A 25,877-nucleotide genomic window follows, 5' to 3' on the forward strand; every position below is an offset into this window, starting at 1 on the left:
GGCAGCCGGCCCGAGTCGATCGCTGTCGTACCGCACCGAAGCCCGCTGATGCCGACGCATAGCGGGCTTTTTGTTTTTGGCCTGGGTTTTGACCGGGTCCGCGCCTCATGCATGACCGTCGGCGCGGCCATCGAATACGGAAAACGGAACATGGACGACTCCCTCAACTTCGACACGCTTGCCGTGCGCGCGGGCACGCTGCGCAGCGACTTCAACGAACATTCGGAAGCGCTGTTCCTCACGTCGAGCTTCTGTTTCTCGAGCGCGGCTGAAGCTGCCGAGCGCTTCGCGAATTCGGAAGACTATTTCACCTACTCGCGCTTCACGAATCCGACCGTCACCATGTTCCAGGAGCGTCTCGCCGCGCTCGAGGGCGGCGAGGCGTGCATCGCGACGGCGTCGGGCATGGCCGCGATCATGTCGGTCGTGATGTCCGCGCTGCAGGCGGGCGACCACCTCGTCAGCTCGCGCAGCCTGTTCGGCTCGACGCTCGGGATGTTCTCGCAAATCTTCGGCAAGTTCGGGATCACGACGACCTTCGTCGATCCGACCGACCTGAACGCGTGGCAGGAAGCCGTGCGGCCGGAAACGAAGATGTTCTTCCTCGAGACGCCGTCGAACCCGCTGACCGAGCTCGCCGACATCGAAGCGATCGGCAAGATCGCGAAGGCCGCGAACGCATTGTTCGTCGTCGACAACTGTTTCTGCAGCCCGGTGCTGCAGCAGCCGCTGAAGCTCGGTGCGGACGTCGTGATGCACTCGGCGACGAAATTCCTCGACGGGCAGGGCCGCGTGCTCGGCGGCGCGCTGGTCGGCTCGAAGGAATTCATCATGGGCAAGGTGTTCCCGTTCGTGCGCAGCGCGGGCCCGACGTTGTCGGCCTTCAACGCGTGGGTGCTGCTGAAGGGAATGGAGACGCTGTCGCTGCGCGTCGAGAAGCAATCGGCGAACGCGCTGGAGATCGCGCGCTGGCTCGACTCGCATCCGGCGGTGGCGCGCGTGTTCTATCCCGGGCTCGACTCGCATCCGCAGCATGAACTCGCGACGCGCCAGCAGAAGGCGGGCGGCGCGATCGTGTCGTTCGAGCTGAAGGGCGACACGCCCGAGCAGCAGCGCGCGAACGCATGGCGCGTGATCGACGGCACCCAGCTGGTGTCGATCACCGGCAACCTGGGCGACACGCGCACGACGATCACGCATCCGGCCACCACGACGCACGGCCGCATCACGCCGGAAGCGCGCGCGGCGGCGGGGATCACCGAGGGGCTGATCCGCCTCGCGGTCGGCCTCGAGCACGCAGCCGACATTCGCAACGATCTTGCGCGCGGTCTGGGCGGCTGATCGATACAGCCGATGCTCGTCGCTCGGCATCAATGAAACGGGCCGCTCGAGAGAGCGGCCCGTCGTCGTTTTGGCGCATGCCGTCGCGCGTGTTTCCCGTTCAGCCAGCGGCGTGCCCGTGCGGTTCGGCACGCATCGCGTCCACCATCCATCGCAGCGTTTCGTCGAGCGGCGTGACAGGCAATTCGCCCACCGCGCGCCGCAGCTTGTCGCGCGACCCACTCAGGCTTTTCACTTCATTGTGTCGCACGAAGCGCGGATCGATCGTCACGTCGATCACGTAGCCGGCGATGCGCGACAGCATCGCCAGCACTTCCTTCAGCGAATACGCGCGCTCCGAGCAGACGTTGAACGTCTCGCCGGCCGGCGCGGCTTCGACCAGCTTCAGATAGGCGGCCGTCACGTCGCGCACGTCGGAGAAATCGCGGCTCACGTCGAGGTTGCCGAGCGAGATCCGCGGTGCGTTGGACGCGTAGTGCGCGACGAGCTTCGGTAGCAGATAAGCATCGCTCTGGCCGACGCCCGTGTAGTTGAACGGCCGCGCGATCACGATCGGGAGCCGGTCGGCCCATAGCTTCGCCGCATATTCCATCGCGAGCTTGCTGACCGCGTAGTCGTTCGCCGGGGCAGGCACGACGGCTTCGTCGAGCACGCCGGCCGCCGAGTTGCCGTAGACGTTCGCGCTGCTCGCCAGCAGCACGGCCGACGGGCGGCGGTCGAGGCCGGCGAGCGCCGCCAGCAGGTTGCGCGTGCCGACGATGTTGACCGCGTAGGTCTGCGACGGCTCGTCCTGAGCGACATGCGCGCGCGCGGCGAGATGCACGACCGCGTCGGGTCGTGCGTCGGCCGCGGCTGCGCGCATTGCCTCCGCGTCGAGCAGGTCGACGGGCTGCAGCGTGCAGTGTGCGAATGCCGGATCGGCCGGGCGGGGCATGCCGGGCGCGACCGTGCCCCAGACGTCATAGCCGGCCGCCTGCAGGCGTTCGGCCATGTAGCGACCGGTGAAGCCCGTCAGGCCCGTGACGAATGCACGGCGCGACGGCCCCCCGGTTTCAGAACGTGTCATGGTGTTGGTTCCGCGTCAAATCCGCTTCGACCATCATCTGGCAAAGTTGTTCGAGCGTCGTCTTGGGTGCCCAGCCAAGTTTGCTTTTCGCCTTGTCCGCGCAGCCGATCAGCAGGTCGACTTCGGCCGGGCGGTAGAACTTCGGGTTCACTTCGACGAGCACGTTGCCGGTCGATGCGTCGAGGCCACGCTCCTGCTCGCCCTTGCCGGTCCATTCGATCTGGTAGCCGGCCGCCGCGAACGCCATCCGCACGAAGTCGCGCACGGTTTCGGTCCGGTTGGTTGCGAGCACGTAGGTGTCGGGCTCGTCGGCCTGCAGCATCCGCCACATTCCTTCGACGTATTCGAGCGCGAAGCCCCAGTCGCGTTTCGCGTCGAGATTGCCGAGTTCGAGGCGCGTCGCCTTGCCCAGCTTGATCTTCGCGATCGTGTCGGTGATCTTGCGCGTGACGAATTCGCGGCCGCGCAGCGGCGATTCGTGGTTGAACAGGATCCCGCTGCTGCCGAACAGGCCGTACGACTCGCGGTAGTTCACGGTCATCCAGTGCGCGTACAGTTTCGCGACGCCGTACGGGCTGCGCGGATAGAACGCCGTGGTTTCCGTTTGCGGAATGGCCTGGACCTTGCCGAACATCTCGGACGTCGACGCCTGGTAGAAGCGCGTCTTCGGGCTCACGACGCGAATCGCCTCGAGCAGGTTCAGCGGGCCGATGCCGGTCACTTCGGCGGTCGTCGCCGGCTGGTCGAACGACACGCCGACGAAGCTTTGCGCGGCGAGGTTGTAGAGCTCGTCCGGCTGCGTGCGTTCGAGCAAGCGCAGGCTCGAACCGGCGTCGGTGAGATCGTGTTCGACGAGCGTCAGGTTCGGGTGCGTGTCGACGCCCAGTTCGGCGATACGCCAGAAATTCACCGAGCTGGTGCGGCGATAGGTGCCGGTGACCTCGTAGCCCTTGTCGAGCAGCAGTTTGGTCAGGTACGCACCGTCTTGCCCCGAAATTCCGGTGATGATGGCCTTTTTACGAGTTTGGCTCATGGCGTTGTCCTGGTAGAAGCGATGGATGATGAAATTCAGGCGGTCGTGCCGGCGGCAGCCGGCACCGCGCGGCGCGCAGGCCCGCGCGTCAGGCGCCGTTCGAAGCCGTACCAGCTCAAGGTCGCGTAAGCGAGCGTGATCGCCAGCGCGAGCGCGGCCGTGACGAAGCGGTTCAGGTGCAGCGGCCACAGCGCGTACAGCACGCTCAGGTGGATCAGGTAGACGGTGTAGCTGACGGTGCCGACGTAGACGAGCAGCGGGTTCGTCAGCACGCGCTGCACGAGGCCGCGGCCGCGCAGCGCGATCACGACGATCGACGTGCACAGCAGCAGCGAGATGCTGTAGAGCGCCGCATTCGACATCGGCGTGTTCGCGGCGCGAAAGCGCGGGAACGACAGGTGCAGCCAGCCGAGAATCGCCAGCGACACGAGCGCGCCGACGATCGCGAGCGGATAGAACGGCTCCAGCGCGCGCCGGTCGCGGCGCAGCACGATCGCGAGCAAGGCGCCGGCCGCGAGCAGGTCCATCCGGAACGGCGTCAGGTAGTAGATCGGCCAGAACGAATCGAACCACGGCGTCGCGATCGCGCGCAGCACCGGTGCCGCGACGATCAGCGCGGCCGCGACCCACAGCAGCGCGCGCTCCGAGCACCACAGCACGACGAACGGCCAGAAGATGTAGAACTGCTCCTCGACCGCGAGCGACCACAGCACGTTCAGGCTGTCATGGCCGATGCTGCCGAGCGACAGCCCGATATTGGTCGAGAAGAACGCGAACCACGGCCAGTGCGGCAGCCAGCTCGCGCCGAACAGCAGCGTCGACACCACCAGCAGCAGTACGTACGGCGGCAGGATGCGGCGCACGCGCCGCGCATAGAAGTGGCTGAAGTACGACTGCCCGCGCGCCTTGCGATCGAGCAGGATGCCGGTGATCAGCAGGCCGCTCAGCACGAAGAACAGATCGACGCCCATCCATAGCGGCGCCTTCAGTGCGTGCTGCAGGAACACGGCGCCCACTGCGATCGCGCGCAGCCCGTCGAGCTGGACGATGCGGCCGTGTTGCGGCGGGGCGAGGTCGGCGGGGCGCGACAGGGCCGTCATCGCGCGGCTCCTTCACGACCCGCATCCGATGCGTGTACGTATTGCATGCCTTTAAATGGAATATGGAATCGAAATCGATTCTAGGGAAAATAAATCGGTAAAAAAACGCGCGACATTTATCCGCCGACGAATATCCAAATGCCGTTTATTACGGTCGCGTGATGAAAGGTTGGCGCCCGGGCGGCCACGACAGGCGGCGCGGGGCGGAATTTTCTACATGACAGTGGCTGAAAGGCGGTCGTTATTGCCGTTTCCGGGCGTCATTTACACGCTGTTCCGGTTCGATATTTCAGGCGGAAACATCCCCAAATATTTCCAAATTTCTTGTGATTATTTTTGCTTGTAACCTGCATCGCGACGTTTGAAACCCATTTAGCGACAGGGCGCGGCCGCGGGCGATCCGTGGCGGCGCCGGCCGCTGTTGCATCGAGTCTGGAGAAGCGCATTGCGACGTCTGATTCTGGTTGGCATGACGGTATGCGCGGCGCTGCTGACGAGCGCCGTGCCGGCCGAAACGGTGTTGCCCGCGACGACGTCGTGGATCGGCAACACGTTCGGCTATGGCGACGGTACATGGACGCAGATCGACATCCGCGCGATCGCGGTGACGCCCGAGGGCAAGGTGTATACGAATGCGCCGTGGGACGAGAGCGGCGCCGAGGCGAGCGTCTACCAGGACGGGAAGATGCTCGGCTTCGCGGGTGGCACGCACGGCTGGGGCAATCTCGGCGGCAACGCGATCGCGGTGAACGGCAAGTACGCGTATGTCGCGATCGGCGTGGGCAACGAGCGCGGCCACCTGCAGTCGCCCGGCATCTGGCCGGACAAGGGCAAGCAATGGTTCGGCATCTCGCGGCGCACGATCGGCGACATGAAGCAGCCCGCGCCGTTTCGCGCGTCGCCGCAGGTCGCGCCGGGCGGCCGCGCCGATGCCGGCCGCGCGCGGATGGCCGCGAGCTTCATGATGATGAACGAGGTGCCGGCGCCCGCACGTTCGGAAGTGGGCGACGCGAAGGCGGAAGTGGGCGGCCTCGCGGCCGACGACAAGACGCTGTTCGCGACCAATCCGTCGCGCGACGTGGTGGATGTGTACGACGCGGAGACGATGCAGCAGAAGGGCACGTGGAGCGCGCACGAGCCGGGTCGCATCGCGCTCGCGGGCGACGGCACGCTGTGGCTGCTGACCGATACGCTGGGCGGTCCCGCGCATCTCGTGCACGTGCGGGCCGACGGCCGCAAGCTCGAGGACGCGCCGGCGCTGCCGGAAGGCACCGACGCGGTGGACGTGGCGGTCGATGCGAAAGGGCGCGTGCTGGTCGCGGACAACGGGCCGCGCCAGCAGATCCTGATCTTCTCGAAAGGCGGCAAGGGCTATGCGCAGTCGGGCACGCTCGGCGAGCGCGGCGGCATCTTCGCGGGCCCGGTGCCGGGCCGGCCCGGGCCGCAGCGCTTCAACGGGCTGACGGGCGTCGGCGTCGATCGTGCCGGCAACATCTATGTGTCGATGAACGGGATCGGGCCGCGCCACGACACGATCGGTGCGGGGCTCGGCGCGGTGCTGGAAAGCTACACGCCGGACGGCAAGCTGCGCTGGCAGGTGCAGGGGCTGCTGTTCGTCGATGGCGCGTGGCTCGACCCGGTGCGGCCGAACAGCGTGTACACGGGCAACAAGCGCTTCGAGCTTGACCTGTCGAAGCCGCCGGGCCAGGACTGGAAATACGTCGGCTTCCTGTCGAACCGCTTCAAGTATCCGGACGATCCGGTGTTCCACACGGACCAGTATCCGGGCATGCCGATCGCGCGGCACGTCGACGGTCGTACGTTCCTGTACCTGACCGACATGTACGCCGATCACCTGAAGATCTACCGCTTCGACGCGAAGCGCGACGGTGAGGTCGCGATTCCGTCCGGCCTGATCGCGGGCCGTGCGCGGCCGGTCGACAAGGTGCCGAACAAGCCGCCGGGCGGCGACTGGCTGTGGCGCGACGCGAACGGCAACGGCCGGATCGATGCCGACGAGTCCGAGATCAACACGACCGGCAAGGCGAAGGCGGGCGGCTGGGGCTGGTGGGTCGACACGAAGGGCGACATCTGGCGCACGAGCGACGTGCGCGGCATCCACCGCTTCCAGTACGGCGGCGTCGACAAGGCCGGCAACCCGATCTACTCGTACGACAAGGTCACGACCTACCCGATGCCGCAGCCGTTCACGCAGCTGCGCCGGGCGATCTACGAGCCGCAGACCGACACGCTGTACGTGACCGGCTATACGGCCGACGCGCCGCCGCAGCCGGGCATCAACAAGGAAGTGGGGCGGGTGCTGATCCGCTTCGACAAGTGGTCGACGGGCTCGCCGGTCGTGCGCTACCAGGTGGCGCTGCCGTGGAAGCTCGATGCGAAGCCGATCTTCGACCTGATCGGGATCACGGTCGAGGGCCGCTACATCTTCACCGTGGAGCCGGTCGGCAAGATCCACGTGTACGACAAGGACACCGGCAAGGAAGTGGGCGTGATGAGCCCGGGCGCCGAGGTCGGCAAGGCCTCCGGCTGGGTCGACGTGCCCTTCGGCATCAGCGCATTCCGGCGCGAGAACGGCGAATACCTCGTGTTCGTCGAGGAAGACGCGCGCGGCAAGGTGCTGATGTATCGCTGGAAACCGTGACGGGCGGCGCGCGGCTCACGACATCGTCGCCGTCACACAAGGCACAAGCATGGACAAAGGCATACTCAAGAACGTTTCGATCAACTTCATCGGGCTGATCCTGCCGACCTTCGTGTCGCTGGTGACGGTGCCCGCCTATATCCATGCGCTCGGCGTCGAACGCTACGGCGTCGTCAGCCTCGTGTGGACGCTGATCGGCTATTTCGGGATCCTCGATCTCGGGATGAGCATGGCCGCGCAGAACCACATCTCGAAGGCGCTCGCGAGCGGCAACGCCGACGAAAGCGCGCGCGTGTTCTGGAGCGCGTTCTGGCTGAATCTCGGCACCGGGATCGCGGGCGGGCTGCTGATCTACTTCGGCGCGTTCGTCTACACCGCGTATTTCACGAAGGTGTCGGCCGCGATGCAGCACGAGGTGTATCTGGCGCTGCCGTGGCTCGCGCTCGCGATTCCGCTCGCGAACGTGTCGTGGGTGTTCGCCGGCGCGATCAACGGCGCCGAACGGTTCGGCGTGTTCAATACGAACCAGACGATCGGTACGTTCCTGTTCCAGTTGCTGCCGCTCGGCGCCGCGTGGTGGATCGCGCCGAACCTGCAGACGGTGCTCGCCGCGGCCGTCGTCGCTCGGCTGATCGCCGCGGTGATGCTCGGCCACGCAAGCATCAAGGTGCTCGGGATCCGGCGCATCGACCCGCCGCAGTGGGGCACCGCGAAAGGGCTGTTCAACTTCGGCGGCTGGATGCTGATCGCGAGCATGACGAGCATGATCGCCGACACGCTCGATCGCGTGATGCTCGGCGCCGGCATGGGCGCGAAGTTCGTCACCTACTACACGGTGCCGCAGAACCTCGTCACGCGCCTGAACATGCTGCCGAACGCGCTGGTGCGCACGCTGTTCCCGCGCCTGTCGGCAGTCGGCCGCGACCATGCCGACACGCTCGCGCGCCAGTCGCTCGAATTCCTGAACGGCGTGTTCACGCCGGTCGGCATCGTCGCGATCTTCGCGCTCGCGCCGTTCCTCACGCTGTGGGTGGGCGCCGATCTCGCCGCGCATTCGGCGCCGGTGGGCCGCATGCTGGTGATCAGCGTGTGGCTCGTCGGCCAGGCGAGCGTCACGCGCATCCTGATCCAGTCGCAGGTCAACCCGGCCCGCGCGGCATTCGCCGGGCTCGTCGAGATGCCGTTCTTCGTCGGCGGCCTGTGGTTCGGCATTCATCACTTCGGGCTGATCGGCGCGGCGGTGGTCGTCGCGGCGCGCGCGCTCGTCGACTACGGCGTGCTGCTGTACCTGTCGGCGATCCGGATGCGCGCGATCGTGCTCGACATGCTCGCCCATCTCGCCTTCCTGCTCGCTAGCCTGTTTCTGGCGCAGGCGTGGTCGGGGCTCGGCGAGTCGATCGGCATGTGCGCGGTCGTGCTGGTGCTGAACGTCGCGTGGTCGCTCACGATGACGCCGGGGCTGCGCGCGCTCGTGCGCGACCTGTTTGTCCGTCTCAATGCGAGGAAAACCGTATGAATCGCGATCTGGCGGAACACGCCGTATTGAATCTCGCCACGGCCGATGCCGCCGTGGCCCACGCGGGCGATGCCGCCGCGCTGCACCGCGCGGTGCCGGCCGAGCGCGCCGGCGCGCGGCAGCCGGCGCGCTCGCTGCGCGTGGCGATCGTCCACGACTGGCTCGTCACCTATGCGGGCGCCGAGCGCGTGCTCGAACAGATCGTCGCGTGCTTTCCCGACGCGGACCTGTTCAGCCTCGTCGATTTCCTCGACGACCGCGCGTTCGTGCGCGGCAAGCGGGTGACGACGTCGTTCATCCAGAAGCTGCCGTTCGCACGTACCAAGTACCGCAGCTACCTGCCGCTGATGCCGCTCGCGATCGAGCAGCTCGACGTGTCCGAGTACGATCTCGTGATCTCGAGCAGCCACGCGGTCGCGAAGGGCGTCCTGACCGGGCCGGACCAGGTGCACATCAGCTACGTGCATTCGCCGATCCGCTATGCGTGGGATTTGCAGCACCAGTATCTGGAACAGTCGAACCTCACGCACGGGCCGAAATCGCTGCTCGCGCGGATGATCCTGCACTACATCCGCAACTGGGATACGCGTACCGCGAACGCGGTGGACGGCTTCGTCGCGAACTCCGCGTTCATCGCGCGGCGCATCAAGAAGGTCTATCACCGCGACGCGGCGGTGATCTTCCCGCCGGTCGACGTCGACGCGTTCTCGCTGAACGCGGTGAAGGAGGACTTCTACCTGACCGCGTCGCGGATGGTGCCGTACAAGAAGATCGACCTGATCGTCGAAGCGTTTTCGCGCACGCCCGAGCGCAAGCTCGTCGTGATCGGCGACGGCCCCGAGATGCAGAAGATCCGCGCGAAGGCCGGCCCGAACGTCGAGATCATGGGCTACCAGCCGTTCGCTGTGCTGCACGACCGGATGCGGCGCGCGAAGGCGTTCGTGTTCGCGGCCGAGGAGGATTTCGGGATCTCGGTCGTCGAGGCGCAGGCGTGCGGCACGCCGGTCATCGCGTACGGCAAGGGCGGTGCGCTCGAAACGGTGCTCGACCCGCAATCGAGCCCGAATCCGACCGGTCTCTTCTTCGACGAACAGACGCCGCACGCCGTCGTCGCGGCCGTCGACGACTTCGAGCGCGCACCGCAGCGCTTCACGCCGAACGCCTGCCGCGCGAACGCGGAGCGGTTTTCCGCCGATACGTTCCGGCAGCGCTTCCTCGACTACGTGGAGCAGGCGCTGCCCGGCTCGACCGCGCAGCGCGGCACCGCCGCCCCGATGCCGGCCGCGCGCGGCCCGGCAACGCTCGTGCTCGACCAGAGCGGCGTGCTCGGCGGCGCCGAGCTGTCGCTGCTCGAGATCATGAAGCACATGCGCGCGAACGCCGACGTGCTGCTGTTCGACGACGGCCCGTTCCGCGCGGCGCTCGACGAGATCGGCGCGCGCGTCGACGTGGTCGAGCAGGGCGCGCTCGCGGGCGTGCGCAAGCAGGGCGGCGTGTCGTTCGGCGCGGTGAAGCAGCTCGTGCGGCTGGTGCGCGACGTCGCCCGGCGCGCGCGCCGGGCCGAGGTGATCTACGCGAACACGCAACGCGCGATGGTGGTCGCCGCGCTCGCCGGGCGGCTCGCGCGCAAGCCGGTGGTCTGGCACCTGCGCGACATCGTCAGCACCGACCATTTCGGCAGCAAGCAGCTACGGGCGATCAAGTACTGCGCGCGGTTCGGCATCACGCGCGTGATCGCGAACTCCGACGCCTCCGCGCAGGCGTTCCGCGCGCTGACGGGTTTCACGCCGCAGCACGTCGACGTCGTGTTCAACGGCATTTCGGCCGAACCGTTCGATGCACTGGAAGGCGTGAGCCAGGCCGCGCTGCGCGCGCGCCTCGGCCTGCCCACGGACGCCTGGCTGGTCGGCTCGTTCAGCCGTCTCGCGCGCTGGAAGGGTCAGCACGTGCTGCTGGAGGCCGCCGAGCGGCATCCCGACATGCACGTGGTGCTGGTCGGCGCGCCGCTGTTCGGCGAGGACGAGTATGCGGCGCAACTGCACGAATACGTCGCGCAGCACGGGATGGACGAACGCGTGCATTTCCTCGGGTTCCAGCGCGACGTGGCCGCATGCATGACGGCGGTCGACGTCGTCGCGCATACGTCGATCACGCCGGAGCCGTTCGGGCGCGTGATCGTCGAGGGGATGCTCGCGCGCCGGCCGGTCGTCGCGGCCCGCGCGGGCGGCGTCGTCGAGATCATCGAGGACGGCGACAACGGGCTGCTCTGCGAGCCGGGCAACGCGGCCGCGCTGGCCGATGCGCTGGCCGCGCTCAAGCGCGACGGCGCGCTGCGCGAGCGGCTCGTCGCGAGCGGGCGTGCGACCGCGGTGCGCCGGTTCGGGACCGAAACCTACGTGGAGCGGGTCGAGAAGATCCTCTCGGATACCGCCAAGGCCGCCAAGGCTGCGAAGGCGAAGAAGTAGCGGCAGCGGTCGGCGCGAGCCGGCGGGAAACGGGCCCCCATGCGGCGTTGCGCTGCGTGGGGGCTTTGCTTTTCAGCGGGTGGAGCGTCCGGTCGTGACGGACGGGCGGGTTTGCGCGCCCGGGTCCGAGTCGGGCGCGAGCGTGGCCGGTCGTCATCTGGAACGGGATCGGGCCGTCGGGAACGTGAGGCGATCCGGCGCCGTGGATATCGCCAGGGGTCGCCACACGGGCCGTGGCGCGGTCGGACAGCAGCAGTCTGCCGGTCCCTCCCGACCCGGCCGGCAACCGCGTGCCGGCCATGAAAAAGCCCCCGCGCGGCGAGACACCGCGCGGGGGCTTCGACCCGGACGGGCCGACCGACCCGGCCGGTCCCGCGTCAGACGGCCTGTTCGGGCGCCGACGCGACGACGCGGGCGGTGCGGGTCGGCTTGAAGCTGGCCGACCACATCATCGCCGGCCGTTCGAACATCCGGTAGAACAGGTACGCCACCGGAATCGCGACGGCCATGAACGCGAACGACGGCCAGATCGACAGTTGCAGTTCGGAGTGGAACAGCACCGAGCCGAGGCAGACGAACAGCGGCAGGTGGACCAGGTACAGCGAGTAGCTGAAGTCGCCGAACCAGCTCAGCACGCGCAGCGGCGGCGTCGGTCGCGGCGGGCGGGCGAGCGCGCGGTACAGGAAGCACGCGAAGCCGGCCGACCACAGCTGGAACGCGCCGTACTGGCCGAAATGGAATGCGCCGCAGCCGGCGGCCAGCAGCACGGCGGCCGCGACGTACCACGCGCGCGACGGCACGACGGACGTGCCGCGAGACTGCTGCGCGCGCACGTCCGCGATCCATGCGCCGATCGTCCAGGACAGCCAGTACGACGTGAAGAACTGCAGGTCGTGCCGTTCGAGCAGCCACGCCGACGCGACGTTGACGAGCGCGACCGCGGCCACGACGGCCGGCATGCCGATGCGCCGGCGCAGCGCGAACAGCAGCGGGTAGATCGCGTAGAACTGCACTTCGAGCGACAGCGTCCACAGGGCGCCGTTCGACCCGTACGTGTAGCCGGCGACGCCCTGCAGCGAGAACAGGTTCACGAGGAACGCGACGAGGCCGACGTCGCGGATCTTGTGGCTGACGGGCTCGATCTGCAGGCTGACCGCATCGAGCGCGAGCGTGAACAGCAGCGCGGCGAGCAGCACCGGATAGATGCGCGCGAAGCGGCGCACCCAGAAGTTCGGCGCGTCGAGCCGGTACGCGGGATTGGCCGCGAGCTTGAGCGCCGCGTTGCGGTGGATGCAGTAGCCGCTGATCACGAAGAAGATCGGGACGCCGGCGGAGCCCCACGCGAACGGGAAGGTCAGGTAGCCGGCGATCACGCCCGGGCTCAGCGCATGACCGTAAGCATGATGGAAGCTCTGCATGCCGACCCAGACGACCTGGCGGCAGTGGAAATAGGCGACGAGCAGCGCCGCGAAGCCGCGCATCGCGTCGATCACGTGTTCCTTGTGATCGGCGACGGGCGGCGCGGCCAGAGACGATCCGCTGAAAGCTTGCATGCGATTCGATTCCTTGCGACGGATGGACGGGAAGTTTCATCCAATCGTAATGCGCAAGAATTCGGTCAATGAATAAAAAAATCTCGCCCCGGAAATCCCGGTATTCCACATCATGGATTTATCACGGTCTGAAAGCAGCTCTCGACGAGCTCAAATTATTTGCCGATTTTTTTCTGATAATTTGAAGCTCCAGTTGATTGATGCAAGGAGCGGCAAGATGGACATGCATTGGATCGCGAGCGCTGCAGTACTGCTGGTCATGGTCGTGCTGTCGGCGTACCGCGAGGCGCTGAAGAACGAACCGATTCGCCCGGGCTTCGAGCGGGGCGGCGTGCCCTATATCGAGGAATTCGAATCGTAAGAATTTGTATCTGGAAAATCGGTAATTTGTTTCTGCTTCGGCAATCGGTTCGGCAATATCGACCGGCTTGAAACGATTATATTTTTTCAGAAATAATTGGGCAACCAGTTCATATCGAAAATGAGCGGAGTGGAATTGGCGGTGCCGTCGATTCTCGATATGCCGTTCGGAACACAATCGCGCCGGGTCGTGGGTCGACGCGGTGCAGTCAACGCTATCAGGATGCGAACATGTTGAAAGTCACCAGGGCCGTGTTTCCCGTTGCCGGTCTCGGCACGCGGTTCCTCCCGGCAACGAAGGCGAGCCCGAAGGAAATGTTGCCCGTCGTCGACAAGCCGCTGATCCAGTACGCGGTCGAGGAAGCGATCAACGCCGGTATCACCGAGATGATCTTCGTGACCGGGCGCAGCAAGCGCGCGATCGAGGATCATTTCGACAAGTCGTACGAAATCGAGGCCGAGCTCGAGGCGCGCGGCAAGGAAAAGCTGCTCGAGCTCGTGCGCGGCATCAAGCCGAGCCACGTCAACTGCTTCTACGTGCGCCAGCCGGAAGCGCTCGGCCTCGGCCACGCGGTGCTGTGCGCGGAGAAGCTCGTGCACGGCGAGCCGTTCGCGGTGATCCTCGCCGACGACCTGCTGCACGGCGAACAGCCGGTGCTCAAGCAGCTCGTCGACGTGTTCGACCACTATCACAGCTCGGTGATCGGGGTCGAGACGATCCCGCGCGAGGACAGCCGCTCGTACGGCGTCGTCGAAGGCCGGGAGTGGGAAGAGGACATCATCAAGCTGTCGGGCATCATCGAGAAGCCGGCGCCCGAGGATGCACCGTCGAACCTCGGCGTGGTCGGCCGCTACGTGTTCATGCCGACGATCTTCGATCACCTGCGCAAGCTCAAGCCGGGCGCGGGCGGCGAACTGCAGCTCACCGACGCCGTCCAGTCGCTGCTCGCGAACGAGCAGGTGCTCGCGTATCGCTACTACGGCACGCGTTTCGACTGCGGCAGCAAGATCGGCTATCTGAAGGCAACCGTCGAGCTCGCGCTCCAGCATCCGGAAGTGAGTCGCGAATTCGAGGCGTACCTGCGTACCTGTTTGCCCGCGCTGGCTGCCGTCGCTTAAGCGGCCGCGCGCTCCGTCGTTTCAGGTGGTGGTTGTTCCGTTGGCCCCGGCCGCTCGCGCGCCGGGGCTTTTTTGTTTTTGCGGGCGCACGAGCATGGTGCGCGACGTCTGCATGTGGTGCGGGGAATGTCCGGAAGGCGGCGGCACGCGGCACGCGAAGCGTGCCGATGACGCGGGACGTCGCGCGTGAAACCGGTGCCGAAGCATTCGCCGGGCGAGTGGATTGGTGGATGGGGTGCGCGGTCTGCACGACGCTCGCGCCGGTGTTGCCCGATGACGCGGCATCGGCTGCCATGCCGTCGGCCGCCGGGCGTCGTCACTAGTATCGACACGTTGCGATCCGGCCTCCGCCGCGCGCCGCGCCCGTGTGCCGCTCAGCGCGGCGACGCGCTCGGCTGCGCGGCGAAGTACCGGGCCAGCATCGCGGCGATCGGCTTCTTGAAGTCGAGCAGACGCTTCTCGAGATAGCGCCAGGACAGGTGCGCGAGCAGCACGGCGAGCGCGAATTGCAGCATTTCCGGCAGCGCGTCGCGGACGATGTCCGGCATCGGCACGTGCGCGAACGACGCAGGCAGCACGCCGAAGCGCGCCGGAATCAGGTTGTGGAACAGATAGAAGCCGTAGCTGATCGTGCCGAGATAGGCGAGCGGCGCCCAATCGAGCAGCGCGACGACGGGATGCTCCGGTTCGCTGACGATCCACAGCATCAGTGCGCCGAGCGACACGGACAGGCCGAGATCCGCGAGCCCCGCGACCGCATCGGGCAACGCCGTGCAGGCGGGCAGCACCAGGAAGAAGGCGACGCCGGCCGCGCCGAGCCAGCCGGGCGGCACGCGGCGCGCGGCGGCCGCGCCGCGATCGGCGAGCGCCATCGCGCCGACGCCGCCGAGCGCGATCAACGCGAAATTCCACGGGGAAAACGCGTAGATGAGCACCGGCGACGCGTCCGACAGGTAGAGCGCGAGATGCGCGAGCGCACACAGCGCGACGGCCGCGACGCCGAGCGCGACGTGTCGCGCGGCGGGCACCGCGAGCAGCGCGAGCGGGGCGATCAGATAGAACTGCTGTTCAACGGCGAGGCTCCAGAAGTGCGACGTGGAACCCGGCCAGCCGTCCTTGACGACGCCGATCCAGTAATTCGACAGGAACGCCGCGTGCCATGCGAGCCCGAGGTTGACGCCGCGCTGGTAGAACAGCGCGTGCGCGATCGCGAGCGCCGCGAGCAGCAGGTAATACACGGGAAAGATCCGCAGCGCGCGCTTCGCGAGGAACAGCGCCAGCGCGTGGCGGCGCGTCATGGTGCCGCGCTCGATCGCCTGGCGGTTGCGATGCAGCTCGCCGACGATCAGGAATCCGCTGATGAGGAAAAACGTCCACACGCCAAGCTTGCCGACGTCGACGGCAAGGACATGGCCCTTGTGGGACAGGAAAACGAGGATGACGGCGAGGGCTCGCAGGCCGTCGAGTCCTTTGACGTATCTGACTTCGCGCATGGAGGCATCCGGGCATTGAGCGAGCCCAGTATAGGTGCGCAAATATCGAACGTAATTCGCGTTCGGACGTATACGTGAAGGTGTTTTTTTACGCTCGAGCGTCGATGAAGTCGGTCGCGCGCAACAAAACCTGCGGGAAACCCCGTGAAAACGCATAAAAGTACTGCACGAAGCGTCAAGGCGCTTGTAGAATCCGGCGTTGAAGCGCGCGCGTTGCACGCTTCGTGTATCCAACGACCACACCTGGTAGGAGAAACATGGCGACTTCCGCAAAAAAGGTGGCCAAGAAGGCTGCCGCACCGGCCACCAAGAAAGTGGCTGCCAAAAAGGCTGCGCCCGCGAAGAAAGTAGTGGCCAAGAAGGCTGCCGCGAAGGCAGCACCGGCTGCTCCGACGCCGCTGAAGGACAAGTTCACGAAGGCATCGCTCGCAACGCACATCGCTGAGCGCGCAGCTGTCGAAGTGAAGGCGGTCAAGGCAGTGCTCGTCGCACTCGAGAACGTCGTGCTGGGCTCGGTTCACAAGAAGGGCGCAGGCGAGTTCACGCTGCCGGGTCTGCTGAAGATCACGGCACAAGTCGTGCCGGCGAAGAAGAAGCGCTTCGGCAAGGATCCGTTCACGGGCGAAGAGCGTTGGTTCCCGGCGAAGCCGGCCAGCGTGCGCGTGAAGGCACGTGCGCTGAAGAAGCTGAAGGACGCGGCAGCGTAATGCCGCGCAACGACTGCCGAATGCAAGTCGGCAGCCGTTGCGATGTCCCGAGATCCCCGTACGCGACAGCGTGCGGGGATTTTTATTGCGCTGCGCAAATCGCGCGGCGGCGAATAGCCGGCCCGGCGATGACGGGTTTGCCCGACGCAGGATGGGCGGCGGATCGCATGCCGCGCATTCGCATTCGCATCCGCATCGCCGAGCGGCAACTTTCGTTCGCGCGCCGCGTTGTTTCGTCGCGTTCCGTTGCGAGCGCATCGCCATGTTCGCCATCGTGACTGACCTCATCCCGCACGACATCGCCGGACAGGTCGCCGCCGCCCGCGCCGCGATCGAACGGCAGCTCGGTGCGACGCTGCAAGCGATCCATCTGTTCGGATCGGCGCTCGACGGCTGCCTGAAACCGCGCAGCGACATCGATTTGCTGGTGACGGTAGCGGTGCGCCCGGACGAAGCGGTGCGGCGCGCGCTGATGTCGGACCTGCTCGGCGCGTCGGCACCGCCCGGTTGTGGCGGCGACATGCGTGCGCTGGAGGTCACCGTCATCGCACACGGCGACGTGGTGCCGTGGCGCCATCCGGCGCGACGCGAGCTGCAGTTCGGCGAATGGCTGCGCAGCGATCTGGAAGCCGGCATCGTCGAGCCGCCGCTGGTCGATCACGATCTGGCCATTCTGTTGACGAAGGTGCGAGAGCACGGTGTCGCGCTGGTCGGGCCGCCCGCGAACGTGCTGTTCGAGCCGGTGCCCGCGCGCGACTTCGTCGCCGCGCTGCTTGCGACCGTTGCACAGTGGAAGGCCGAGCCGGCCTGGCGCGGCGACGAATGCAACGTCGTGCTCGCGCTCGCACGCATCTGGTACAGCGCCGCGACCGGCAGGATCGCGCCGAAGGACGTCGCCGCGACGTGGGTGCTGGAGCGCTTGCCGGACGCGCACCGGCCGGTTGTAGCGGCTGCACGTGCTGCCTATCTCGATGGCGAAGCGGGCGCGACGATCCTGTCGGGCGAGCCGCTGGCCGAATTCATCGGCTACGCGCGGCGGACGGTCGAGTCGATGCTGTCGGCGGAGCAATGGGCGCCCACGATGCACGCTACCGGTTCAGCGGCCGGCGACGGATAGCGAACGCCTGCGAGCCGGCTCCATGCGCAAACCATCGAGCCGCGTGCACGCGGGCGGCCCGGCCCGGCGCGGCGTCACATAAGCGTTGCCCACCGCCGGTCGTCAGCCCGCCGTGCCCGCAAAGGCGGCCTTCAGCGCGGCGTCGTCGAACTTGGTCATCTGCATCATCGCGGCGGCCACGCGCCCCGCCTTGACCGCGTCGCGGTCAGCCATCATCGGGATGAGCGCTTCCGGAACGATCTGCCACGACACGCCATAACGATCCCTCAGCCAGCCGCAGCCGTCGGCCGTGCCGCCGTTGTCGAGCAGGGCGCTCCAGTAGCGGTCGAGTTCCGCCTGGTCCGCGCAACTGACGAGCAGCGAGATCGAATGGTTGAACGCCTCCGTGCGCGGGTGGCTCATCGCAAGGAATGGCTGTCCGAACAGCTCGAATTCGACCATCCGCGTGCCGTCGGTGCCAGGCACCGCCGTGACGCGCACGATGCGCGAATCCGGAAAGATGCCGGCATAGAAGGCCGCTGCTTCTTCGGCTTCAGTCGAATACCAGAGAAAAGGCGTGATCTTCTGAATCGTCATGACGAATCTCCTGTCTGTATGGGTTCGGGGCAAACCGTATGCCGCCATCGATACGACGGACGACGCCTGCCGGAATCGACACGCGGCGCAAACAAATCCCGCATCGATCGAGCCGGGCGACGCCGGCTGTGCGGATGGTAGTCGTCCTACGGAGAAACGGCGACCTCTTTGGACATGGAAAACGGTGTTGCGGGTGCATTGCAGCCGCCATGTGCCGCTGCCGGTTCGCCGACCCATGTCGGGGCGTCGGCTTTCGCGCGAAGGCCCTGTAGGCGATATCGGCCCTCCGCCGGCCGGAGCCAGACGAAAAAAAGCCAGCCGCGGCCGAAACCGGGGCTGGCTTTCCAGGTCGGTGCGCAAGGCGTCGGAGACACCGTGCACGCCGGATACTTCGTTTTTAGAACTTGTGGCGCAGGCCGAGTGCGACGATTTCCTGCGAGCTCTTGCCGGCGATGCCGTACGAGCCGACCGACGCTTGCGCATCGCTGCCATCGGCGTTGTGGCCGCTTGCGTGCTGGTACGCGCCAACCAGGTAGATGTCCGTACGCTTCGACAGCGAGTAGTCCGCACCGAGCGAAACCTGGTGGTACTTGGCGTCCGTCTGGCCGCTACCCTTCGTGTAGATGTAGCCGACGCCCAGCAGCAGCGGTGCCGATGCCTGGTACGTGACGAATGCGCGGCCCGTGTTGTACTTCTGGTTCGTACCGAAGCCGGAGTTCGCATCAGCCTTGTACTGCGCGTTGCTGTAGCCGAGGCCGAACGTCACCGGGCCGAATGCATACTGGCCAGCGACTTGTGCGATGCCGATCGACGATGCCGACGAGTACGCGTTGTTGATGAAGGTGCCCGAGCCGTCGAAGATCGCGTCCGACGTGCCGGCCCAGCCAGTGCGCTGGCCCGTTGCGCTCAGCGGAGCCGAGTTGTTCGCGTGGAAGTAGCCGGCAGCCAGGCCGAGCGGGCCGTTGTTGTACGCTGCCGCTGCCGCCCACGTCTGACCCTTGCCGGTTGCGCCGGCGACGCCGCCGAGTGCGTACATCGCTTCGACTTGCAGGCCTGCCCAGACCGGCGACGTGTACTTGATCGCGTTGCTGACGCGCAGGCTGTTGTCGTTGTTGTCGACGTCACCCGGCGTGGCGAACACGCTGCCGAAGTAGTTGTCAGCCGTGACTGCCTGAACCAGGTCGACGAGCGGATCGTACTGGCGACCCAGCGTCAGCGTACCGTACTGGTCGCTTTGCAGGCCGACGAAAGCCTGGCGGCCGAACATGCGCTGGCCTTGGCCCAGTGCGCCCGATGCCGAGTTGAAGCCGTTTTCCAACTGGAAGATCGCCTTCAGGCCGCCACCGAGGTCTTCCGAACCCTTCAGGCCGAAGCGGCTGCCTTGCAGGTTGCCGCTACCCATCGACCACGAATTGTTACCTTGACCATCGTTACCGTGAACGTAGGTGATCGACGTGTCGATCACGCCGTAGAGCGTCACGCTCGACTGAGCTTGAGCAGCGCCGGCAGCGCCCAGCAGGGCGAGCGAGAGGGTCGAGAGAGCAAGTTTCTTCATCGTTGAGTTTCTCCACGCAAGTGATTCATCGTTATTTGTTGCGGATTGGAGAATAGCTCAGTGCCATACACGCAAGAAAGCTTAAAAAATAAAGTGTCTCGAAAAGGTAACAGCGGGAAAAAGTCTATATATATCAAGCACATCAGCAACTGTTCCTATTTATGAAATAGTTGACAATTGCTGCGCCGCGATTGTTTCAATAGTTGACGCGCATGTCGGCAGACCCCCTATTTGGGCCCGTTGCAGCAGGAAAATGAGGGTATGCAAACGTTTGCGGTTGCAGGTACGTGCGCGTCGACGTGGCAAGAAGCGCCGACGCCGCGTGAATGCGCGGCGGACGTCGGGGTTGTGAAGGCGCGAGCGAGTGTGCCGGGGGCGCGAGAGAGATCGATGTGCGGCCGTTTTCAGCGGACGGGTGAATCAGTCGTCGCGCGGGCGATTCTCCGCTTGATCGGCAGCTTGAGCGGACGCTCCCGGCGCCGAATTCTCTGCCGCCCGATGCGCGTTGCCGCGGGCCGCCGCGAACTCCGCGCCGAGCAGCAGCACGACCGCGGAGAAGTACAGCCACATCAGCAGGACCGCGAACGATCCGGCCGCGCCGAACGCGCTCGCCGTGCCCGCACGCGCGAGGTACAGCGCGAACAGCTTCTTGCCGCCGGAGAACAGAATCGCCGACACGATGCCGCCGATCGCGGCGTCGCGCCACGCGACGCGCGCATCGGGCAGGAACTTCATCAACGACGCGAACGCGGCCGCGAGCACCGCGATGCCGACGAAGAACTGCACGAGGTTCGTGACGACCACGTACGGCGAATTGCCCAGCAGCCAGGTGCCGATGAAGGTGATCGCGGTGTCGAGCACGAGCGACACGATCAGCAGGAACGCGACGCCGAGCACGAGCCCGAACGAGATCAGCCTCACCCGCACCAGCCCGAGCATGCTCGACCAGCGGCTTTCGGTGGCCGGCCAGATCACGCTGAGCGCCGCGCTGAGCGACGCGAACGTGGCCGATGCGCCGACCGCGAGCGCGGCGAACGAGATCAGCGTGGCGAGGCCGCCGCGCTCGCCCGCGCGGTGCGCGTTCTGCACGATCGTCTGGATACTGGCCGCCGCGTCGTCGCCGATCAACTGGTGCGCCTGTTCGAACACCTGGCCGCGCGCGGCGTCGTCGCCGTAGAACCAGCCGGCCACCGCGATGACCATCACGAGGGTCGGCGCGAGCGAGAACGCGGAGAAAAACGCGATGCCCGCGGCCATCGCGGAGCAGCGATCGGACGAGAAGCGCTTGAACGCGGTGAGGGCCCAGTTGGCCTGCTGCTGGGCGAGACGGGTGGCTTCGGAAGTGATCTGTCGTTTCATGACGGTTCGGTTGCGCGCGGAACGCGGATCATCGGAGTTTGATCGCAGGTTAATCGGACAAATCGGTATTGATCCGAGGATTCGATCATAGTTGCCTGAACTGTCTATAATTCCTTTCAGTTTCCCCCCACCCCACAATAACGCCGAGACCGCCATGCTACAAATGTCCCGGCGCCAGTTCCTGAAGGTGACGGCCACGTCGCTTGCCGGATCGAGTCTTGCCCTGATGGGCTTTTCTCCGTCCGAAGCGCTGGCCGAGGTCCGACAGTACAAACTGGCGCGCACAGTCGAAACGCGCAACACCTGTCCTTACTGTTCAGTGGGTTGCGGCATCCTGATGTACAGCCTCGGCGACGGCGCGAAGAATGCGCAACCGAGCATCATCCACATCGAAGGCGATCCCGACCACCCCGTCAATCGCGGCACGCTGTGCCCGAAGGGCGCGAGCCTGATCGACTTCATCCACAGCCCGAACCGCCTGACGCATCCCGAGTATCGTGCGCCCGGCTCGGACAAGTGGGAACCCATCTCGTGGAACGACGCGCTCGACCGCATCGCGAAGCTGATGAAGGCCGACCGTGACGAGAACTTCGTCGAGACGGCCGAGGACGGCGCAAAGGTCAACCGCTGGCTCACGACCGGCATGCTGGCCGCATCCGCGGGCAGCAACGAGGTCGGCTACCTGACGCACAAGACCATCCGCAGTCTCGGGATGCTCGCATTCGACAATCAGGCGCGTGTCTGACATGGCCCGACGGTGGCAGGTCTTGCCCCGACGTTTGGCCGTGGAGCGATGACGAACCATTGGGTCGACATCAAGAACGCGGACGTGATTCTCGTGATGGGCGGCAATGCAGCCGAGGCCCATCCGTGCGGTTTCAAGTGGGTGACGGAGGCGAAGGCGCACCGCAAGGCGCGGCTGATCGTCGTCGACCCGCGCTTCACGCGTACGGCCTCGGTGGCCGATTACTACGCGCCGATCCGCACCGGCACCGACATCGTCTTCCTGGGCGGCGTCATCAATTATCTGCTGACGAACGACAAGATCCAGCATGAGTACGTGAAGAACTACACGGACTTCTCGTTCATCGTGCGCGAGGATTACGCGTTCAACGACGGCATCTATTCCGGCTACGACGCCGACAAGCACGCGTACCCGGACAAGTCGAGCTGGGACTACGAGCGCGGCGACGACGGTTTCGTGAAGGTCGACCCGACGCTGCAGCATCCGCGCTGCGTCTACAACCTGCTGAAGCAGCACTACGCGCGCTATACGGCGGACATGGTCCAGCAGGTCTGCGGCACGCCGAAGGACAAGTTCCTGAAGGTGTGCGAGATGCTCGCGACCACGGCCGTTCCGGGCCGTGCCGGCACGGTGCTGTACGCGCTCGGCTGGACCCACCACTCGATCGGCGCGCAGATCATCCGCACCGGCGCGATGGTGCAGTTGCTGCTCGGCAACATCGGCATCGCCGGCGGCGGGATGAACGCGCTGCGCGGTCACTCGAACATCCAGGGGCTGACCGACCTCGGGCTGATGTCGAACCTGCTGCCGGGCTACATGACGCTGCCGATGCAGGCCGAGCAGGACTTCGACGCGTACATCAAGAAGCGCGTGCAGCTGCCGCTGCGGCCGAACCAGTTGAGTTACTGGAAGAACTACAAGGCGTTCCACGTCAGCTTCATGAAGTCGTGGTGGGGCGACGCGGCCACCGCCGAGAACAACTGGGCCTACGACTACCTGCCGAAGCTGGACAAGCAGTACGACCTGCTGCAGGCGATCGAGCTGATGAATGCCGGCAAGATGAACGGCTACATCTGTCAGGGCTTCAATCCGCTCGCGGCGGCGCCGTCGAAGGTGAAGACGGCGGCAGGTCTCGCGAAGTTGAAGTGGCTCGTGATCATGGATCCGCTCGCGACCGAGACGTCCGAGTTCTGGAAGCATCACGGCGACTACAACGACGTGGATGCGTCGAAGATCCAGACCGAGGTGTTCCGCCTGCCGACCACCTGCTTCGCGGAGGAAAACGGCTCGCTCGTGAGTTCGAGCCGCGTGCTGCAGTGGCACTGGAAGGGCGCCGAGCCGCCGGGCGAAGCGAAGAGCGACCTCGAGATCATGTCGGGGCTGTTCCTGCGCATGCGCAAGCTGTACCAGAAGGACGGCGGCAAGTACCCGGACCCGATCGTGAACCTGACCTGGCCGTACGCGAACCCGGAAAGCCCGACGCCCGAAGAACTGGCGATGGAGTTCAACGGGAAAGCGCTCGCCGATCTGCCCGATCCGAAGGATCCGGCGAAGCCGCTCGTGAAGAAGGGCGAGCAGCTTGCCGCGTTCGCGCAACTGAAGGACGACGGCACGACCGCGAGCGGCTGCTGGATCTTCTGCGGCGCGTGGACGCAGGCCGGCAACCAGATGGGGCGGCGCGACAACTCCGACCCGACCGGCATCGGCCAGACGCTGAACTGGGCGTGGGCGTGGCCGGCGAACCGGCGGATCCTGTACAACCGCGCCTCGTGCGACGTCGCCGGCAAGCCGTTCGACCCGACCCGCAAGCTGGTCGGCTGGAACGGCAGCGCGTGGAAGGGCGTCGACGTGCCGGACTTCAAGGTGGACGAACCGCCCGAAAACGGGATGGGGCCGTTCATCATGAACCCGGAAGGCGTCGCGCGCTTCTTCGCCCGCGCGGCGATGAACGAAGGTCCGTTCCCCGAGCACTACGAGCCGTTCGAGACGCCGCTCGCCGCGAATCCGCTGCACCCGAACAACCCGCTGGCGCTGAACAACCCGGCCGCCCGCGTGTTCCCGGACGATCGTGCGTCGTTCGGCAAGGTGTCCGAGTTCCCGCATGTCGCGACGACGTACCGGCTGACCGAGCATTTCCACTACTGGACCAAGCATGCACGGCTGAACTCGATCATCCAGCCCGAGCAATTCGTCGAGATCGGCGAAGACCTCGCGAAGGAAGTCGGCATCGCGCATGGCGAACACGTGAAGGTGTCGTCCAAGCGCGGCTACATCATCGCGGTCGCCCTCGTCACGAAGCGGATCAAGCCGCTGACGGTCGACGGCAAGAAGGTCCAGACGGTCGGCGTCCCGTTGCACTGGGGCTTCAAGGGCCTGACGAAGCCCGGCTATCTCGCCAATACCCTGACTCCGTCCGTGGGCGACGGCAACTCCTATACACCGGAATTCAAGTCGTTCCTGGTGAAGGTCGAAAAGGCGTAAGGGGGAAGAGATGGCATTGCAATCGCTGGATATCAAGCGGGTCTCGGCCACCACGACGCCACCGCCCACGGTGCGCGAGCCGGTGACCGGGAGCGTCGCGAAGCTGATCGACGTATCGAAGTGCATCGGCTGCAAGGCATGCCAGACGGCATGCATGGAGTGGAACGACCTGCGCGACGAGGTCGGCACCAACGTCGGCGTGTACGACAACCCGGCCGACCTGACCGAGCATTCGTGGACGGTCATGCGGTTCTCCGAATACGAGAACCCGGCGGGCGACCTCGAGTGGCTGATCCGCAAGGACGGCTGCATGCACTGCGAGGATCCGGGCTGTCTGAAGGCGTGTCCGTCGCCGGGCGCGATCGTGCAGTACAACAACGGGATCGTCGATTTTCACGAGGAGAACTGCATCGGTTGCGGCTACTGCGTGACCGGTTGCCCGTTCAACGTGCCGCGGATCTCGAAGAAGGATCATCGCGCGTACAAGTGCACGCTCTGTTCCGACCGCGTCGCGGTTGGCCAGGAACCGGCCTGCGTGAAGACCTGCCCGACGGGCGCGATCGTGTTCGGCACCAAGGAGGACATGAAGCAGCACGCGGCCGAGCGCATCGAGGACCTGAAGGAGCGCGGCTTCGAGCATGCGGGGCTGTACGACCCGCAGGGCGTCGGCGGCACGCACGTGATGTACGTGCTGCATCACGCGGACAAACCGTCGCTGTACCACGGGCTGCCCGACAATCCGTCGATCAGCCCGATGGTGAAGCTGTGGAAGGGCATCGCGAAACCGCTCGCGGTCGCGGGCCTCGCGCTGACCGCGCTGGCCGGATTCTTCCACTACGTCCGCGTCGGTCCGAACGAGGTGAGCGACGAAGAGGAATCGGCCGCGCGCGACGAAGCGCGACGCATCAAGGAGGACGCGAAATGAACCACGACGACCCCAACCTGATCGTCCGCTACACGCCGAACGAGCGCACGAACCACTGGATCACCGCGATCACGTTCGTGCTGCTCGCATTGTCCGGGCTCGCGCTGTTTCATCCGTCGATGTTCTGGCTCACCGCGCTGTTCGGCGGCGGCCAGTGGACGCGGATCCTGCACCCGTTCGTCGGTCTCGTGATGTTCGTGTCGTTCGCGATCCTCGTCGTGCGCTTCTGGCACCACAATGTGCTCGACGCGGACGACCGGCAGTGGCTGAGGCAGATCGACGACGTGCTGACCAACCAGGAAGACAAGCTGCCGCCGGTCGGGCGCTATAACGCCGGGCAGAAGCTGCTATTCTTCACGCTGGTGGCGTGCCTGCTGCTGCTCCTGCTGTCGGGAATCGTGATCTGGCGGCGCTACTTCTCGTTCTATTTCCCGATCGGGGTGATCCGCGCGGCCGCTGTCGTGCATGCCGTGGCGGCCTTCGTGCTGATCGCGAGCATCATCGTGCACATTTACGCGGCGTTGTGGGTGAAGGGTTCGATCGGCGCGATGGTGCGCGGCACCGTCACGCTGGGCTGGGCCCGCAAGCATCACCCGAAGTGGTTCCGTGAAAGCGTGAAGTAACGCAGCGGAGCGGGGCGGTAAGCCGATTGCGGCGTATCGTTCCGCCCACCGCCGGAATCGCCCGAAAGCGCCGATTCGTCG

Annotated in this window: 19 protein-coding genes; 11 read left to right on the forward strand and 8 right to left on the reverse strand. The window is 65.9% G+C overall.

Features of this window, described 5'->3' with window-relative positions:
- Positions 1–150 precede the first annotated feature (150 nt).
- Entirely contained in the window at positions 151–1,341 is a 1,191-nt protein-coding gene (locus tag C4B30_RS07095) for an O-succinylhomoserine sulfhydrylase (RefSeq protein ID WP_105132305.1), read from the forward strand.
- A gap of 100 nt (positions 1,342–1,441) precedes the next feature.
- On the opposite strand, the gene C4B30_RS07100 is transcribed toward C4B30_RS07095, so the two are convergent.
- From C4B30_RS07100 to C4B30_RS07110, 3 genes are read right to left on the reverse strand one after another with little or no spacing between them, the layout of a single operon-like run.
- Complete coding sequence (locus C4B30_RS07100; RefSeq protein WP_105132204.1) at positions 1,442–2,407, reverse strand: NAD-dependent epimerase/dehydratase family protein; 966 nt, start codon at positions 2,405–2,407, stop codon at positions 1,442–1,444.
- Positions 2,394–3,440, reverse strand: coding sequence for a GDP-mannose 4,6-dehydratase (gmd, locus tag C4B30_RS07105; protein WP_027782637.1), 1,047 nt, complete (start codon positions 3,438–3,440; stop codon positions 2,394–2,396). The genes C4B30_RS07100 and gmd overlap by 14 nt, the downstream gene beginning before the upstream one ends.
- A 35-nt stretch (positions 3,441–3,475) precedes the next feature.
- A complete protein-coding gene (locus C4B30_RS07110) occupies positions 3,476–4,540 on the reverse strand; it encodes an acyltransferase family protein (RefSeq protein ID WP_105132205.1) in 1,065 nt (354 codons plus the stop codon).
- 469 nt (positions 4,541–5,009) lie between these two features.
- Between C4B30_RS07110 and C4B30_RS07115 the strand changes: the two genes are divergently transcribed.
- The 3 genes from C4B30_RS07115 to C4B30_RS07125 are packed head-to-tail and all read left to right on the forward strand — an operon-like array spanning position 5,010 to position 11,183.
- Positions 5,010–7,202 (forward strand): hypothetical protein, encoded by a 2,193-nt coding sequence (locus tag C4B30_RS07115; protein WP_199779062.1) that lies wholly within the window; start codon positions 5,010–5,012, stop codon positions 7,200–7,202.
- Positions 7,203–7,251: 49 nt separating this feature from the next.
- The gene (locus tag C4B30_RS07120; protein ID WP_105132207.1) at positions 7,252–8,718 is read left to right on the forward strand and encodes a flippase; all 1,467 of its coding nucleotides are present in this window, start codon (positions 7,252–7,254) and stop codon (positions 8,716–8,718) included.
- Positions 8,715–11,183 carry a glycosyltransferase family 4 protein gene (locus tag C4B30_RS07125; RefSeq protein WP_199779057.1) on the forward strand — a complete coding sequence of 823 codons (2,469 nt, stop codon included), beginning with the start codon at positions 8,715–8,717 and terminating at the stop codon, positions 11,181–11,183. Before C4B30_RS07120 ends, C4B30_RS07125 begins: the two co-directional genes overlap by 4 nt.
- A 377-nt stretch (positions 11,184–11,560) precedes the next feature.
- Here C4B30_RS07125 and C4B30_RS07130 read toward each other — a convergent pair whose 3' ends face one another.
- Positions 11,561–12,736 carry an acyltransferase family protein gene (locus C4B30_RS07130; protein WP_105132209.1) on the reverse strand — a complete coding sequence of 392 codons (1,176 nt, stop codon included), beginning with the start codon at positions 12,734–12,736 and terminating at the stop codon, positions 11,561–11,563.
- A gap of 217 nt (positions 12,737–12,953) precedes the next feature.
- Here C4B30_RS07130 and C4B30_RS35605 point away from each other — a divergent pair, with 217 nt between their 5' ends.
- Together C4B30_RS35605 and galU are read left to right on the forward strand one after the other, a co-directional pair.
- Positions 12,954–13,097: a hypothetical protein gene (locus C4B30_RS35605; RefSeq protein ID WP_162836110.1), complete on the forward strand. Its 144-nt coding sequence runs from the start codon at positions 12,954–12,956 to the stop codon at positions 13,095–13,097.
- A gap of 230 nt (positions 13,098–13,327) precedes the next feature.
- Positions 13,328–14,215, forward strand: a complete 888-nt coding sequence (gene galU, locus C4B30_RS07135) for a UTP--glucose-1-phosphate uridylyltransferase GalU (protein WP_027782643.1) — start codon at positions 13,328–13,330, stop codon at positions 14,213–14,215.
- A gap of 374 nt (positions 14,216–14,589) precedes the next feature.
- Here galU and C4B30_RS07140 read toward each other — a convergent pair whose 3' ends face one another.
- Positions 14,590–15,708 carry an acyltransferase family protein gene (locus tag C4B30_RS07140; RefSeq protein WP_089501491.1) on the reverse strand — a complete coding sequence of 373 codons (1,119 nt, stop codon included), beginning with the start codon at positions 15,706–15,708 and terminating at the stop codon, positions 14,590–14,592.
- A gap of 257 nt (positions 15,709–15,965) precedes the next feature.
- On the opposite strand from C4B30_RS07140, the gene C4B30_RS07150 reads away from it, so the two are divergent.
- Positions 15,966–16,415 (forward strand): HU family DNA-binding protein, encoded by a 450-nt coding sequence (locus tag C4B30_RS07150; RefSeq protein ID WP_027782645.1) that lies wholly within the window; start codon positions 15,966–15,968, stop codon positions 16,413–16,415.
- 274 nt (positions 16,416–16,689) lie between these two features.
- A complete protein-coding gene (locus tag C4B30_RS07155; protein WP_234015404.1) occupies positions 16,690–17,532 on the forward strand; it encodes an AadA family aminoglycoside 3''-O-nucleotidyltransferase in 843 nt (280 codons plus the stop codon).
- Positions 17,533–17,634: 102 nt separating this feature from the next.
- Here C4B30_RS07155 and C4B30_RS07160 read toward each other — a convergent pair whose 3' ends face one another.
- The 3 genes from C4B30_RS07160 to C4B30_RS07170 form a co-directional block, all read right to left on the reverse strand.
- Positions 17,635–18,108, reverse strand: coding sequence for a VOC family protein (locus C4B30_RS07160; protein ID WP_027782646.1), 474 nt, complete (start codon positions 18,106–18,108; stop codon positions 17,635–17,637).
- 397 nt (positions 18,109–18,505) lie between these two features.
- Positions 18,506–19,663 carry a porin gene (locus tag C4B30_RS07165; protein ID WP_027782647.1) on the reverse strand — a complete coding sequence of 386 codons (1,158 nt, stop codon included), beginning with the start codon at positions 19,661–19,663 and terminating at the stop codon, positions 18,506–18,508.
- A gap of 420 nt (positions 19,664–20,083) precedes the next feature.
- Positions 20,084–21,022 (reverse strand): YihY/virulence factor BrkB family protein, encoded by a 939-nt coding sequence (locus C4B30_RS07170; RefSeq protein ID WP_105132210.1) that lies wholly within the window; start codon positions 21,020–21,022, stop codon positions 20,084–20,086.
- A gap of 154 nt (positions 21,023–21,176) precedes the next feature.
- On the opposite strand from C4B30_RS07170, the gene fdnG reads away from it, so the two are divergent.
- Genes fdnG through C4B30_RS07190 form a run of 3 tightly spaced genes read left to right on the forward strand, consistent with a single transcriptional unit; the run spans position 21,177 to position 25,796 of the window.
- Positions 21,177–24,248, forward strand: coding sequence for a formate dehydrogenase-N subunit alpha (fdnG, locus tag C4B30_RS07180; RefSeq protein ID WP_158683397.1), 3,072 nt, complete (start codon positions 21,177–21,179; stop codon positions 24,246–24,248).
- Between the two features lie 10 nt (positions 24,249–24,258).
- Complete coding sequence (gene fdxH, locus C4B30_RS07185) at positions 24,259–25,173, forward strand: formate dehydrogenase subunit beta (RefSeq protein ID WP_027782651.1); 915 nt, start codon at positions 24,259–24,261, stop codon at positions 25,171–25,173.
- Positions 25,170–25,796 (forward strand): formate dehydrogenase subunit gamma, encoded by a 627-nt coding sequence (locus C4B30_RS07190; protein ID WP_027782652.1) that lies wholly within the window; start codon positions 25,170–25,172, stop codon positions 25,794–25,796. The genes fdxH and C4B30_RS07190 overlap by 4 nt, the downstream gene beginning before the upstream one ends.
- Positions 25,797–25,877: the final 81 nt, after the last annotated feature.

Source organism: Burkholderia sp. BE12 (genome assembly GCF_002959955.1).
GTDB lineage: Bacteria > Pseudomonadota > Gammaproteobacteria > Burkholderiales > Burkholderiaceae > Burkholderia.

Excerpts from the sequence above, each read along its gene's own strand:
- C4B30_RS35605 (WP_162836110.1), top strand. The coding sequence starts at position 12,954 with ATGGACATGCATTGGATCGCGAGCGCTGCAGTACTGCTGGTCATGGTC.
- galU (WP_027782643.1), top strand. The coding sequence starts at position 13,328 with ATGTTGAAAGTCACCAGGGCCGTGTTTCCCGTTGCCGGTCTCGGCACG.
- C4B30_RS07190 (WP_027782652.1), top strand. The coding sequence starts at position 25,170 with ATGAACCACGACGACCCCAACCTGATCGTCCGCTACACGCCGAACGAG.
- C4B30_RS07130 (WP_105132209.1), bottom strand. The coding sequence starts at position 12,736 with ATGCAAGCTTTCAGCGGATCGTCTCTGGCCGCGCCGCCCGTCGCCGAT.
- C4B30_RS07150 (WP_027782645.1), top strand. The coding sequence starts at position 15,966 with ATGGCGACTTCCGCAAAAAAGGTGGCCAAGAAGGCTGCCGCACCGGCC.
- gmd (WP_027782637.1), bottom strand. The coding sequence starts at position 3,440 with ATGAGCCAAACTCGTAAAAAGGCCATCATCACCGGAATTTCGGGGCAA.
- C4B30_RS07125 (WP_199779057.1), top strand. The coding sequence starts at position 8,715 with ATGAATCGCGATCTGGCGGAACACGCCGTATTGAATCTCGCCACGGCC.
- C4B30_RS07120 (WP_105132207.1), top strand. The coding sequence starts at position 7,252 with ATGGACAAAGGCATACTCAAGAACGTTTCGATCAACTTCATCGGGCTG.
- C4B30_RS07110 (WP_105132205.1), bottom strand. The coding sequence starts at position 4,540 with ATGACGGCCCTGTCGCGCCCCGCCGACCTCGCCCCGCCGCAACACGGC.
- C4B30_RS07165 (WP_027782647.1), bottom strand. The coding sequence starts at position 19,663 with ATGAAGAAACTTGCTCTCTCGACCCTCTCGCTCGCCCTGCTGGGCGCT.
- C4B30_RS07170 (WP_105132210.1), bottom strand. The coding sequence starts at position 21,022 with ATGAAACGACAGATCACTTCCGAAGCCACCCGTCTCGCCCAGCAGCAG.
- C4B30_RS07140 (WP_089501491.1), bottom strand. The coding sequence starts at position 15,708 with ATGCGCGAAGTCAGATACGTCAAAGGACTCGACGGCCTGCGAGCCCTC.
- C4B30_RS07160 (WP_027782646.1), bottom strand. The coding sequence starts at position 18,108 with ATGACGATTCAGAAGATCACGCCTTTTCTCTGGTATTCGACTGAAGCC.
- C4B30_RS07095 (WP_105132305.1), top strand. The coding sequence starts at position 151 with ATGGACGACTCCCTCAACTTCGACACGCTTGCCGTGCGCGCGGGCACG.
- fdxH (WP_027782651.1), top strand. The coding sequence starts at position 24,259 with ATGGCATTGCAATCGCTGGATATCAAGCGGGTCTCGGCCACCACGACG.
- C4B30_RS07100 (WP_105132204.1), bottom strand. The coding sequence starts at position 2,407 with ATGACACGTTCTGAAACCGGGGGGCCGTCGCGCCGTGCATTCGTCACG.
- C4B30_RS07115 (WP_199779062.1), top strand. The coding sequence starts at position 5,010 with ATGACGGTATGCGCGGCGCTGCTGACGAGCGCCGTGCCGGCCGAAACG.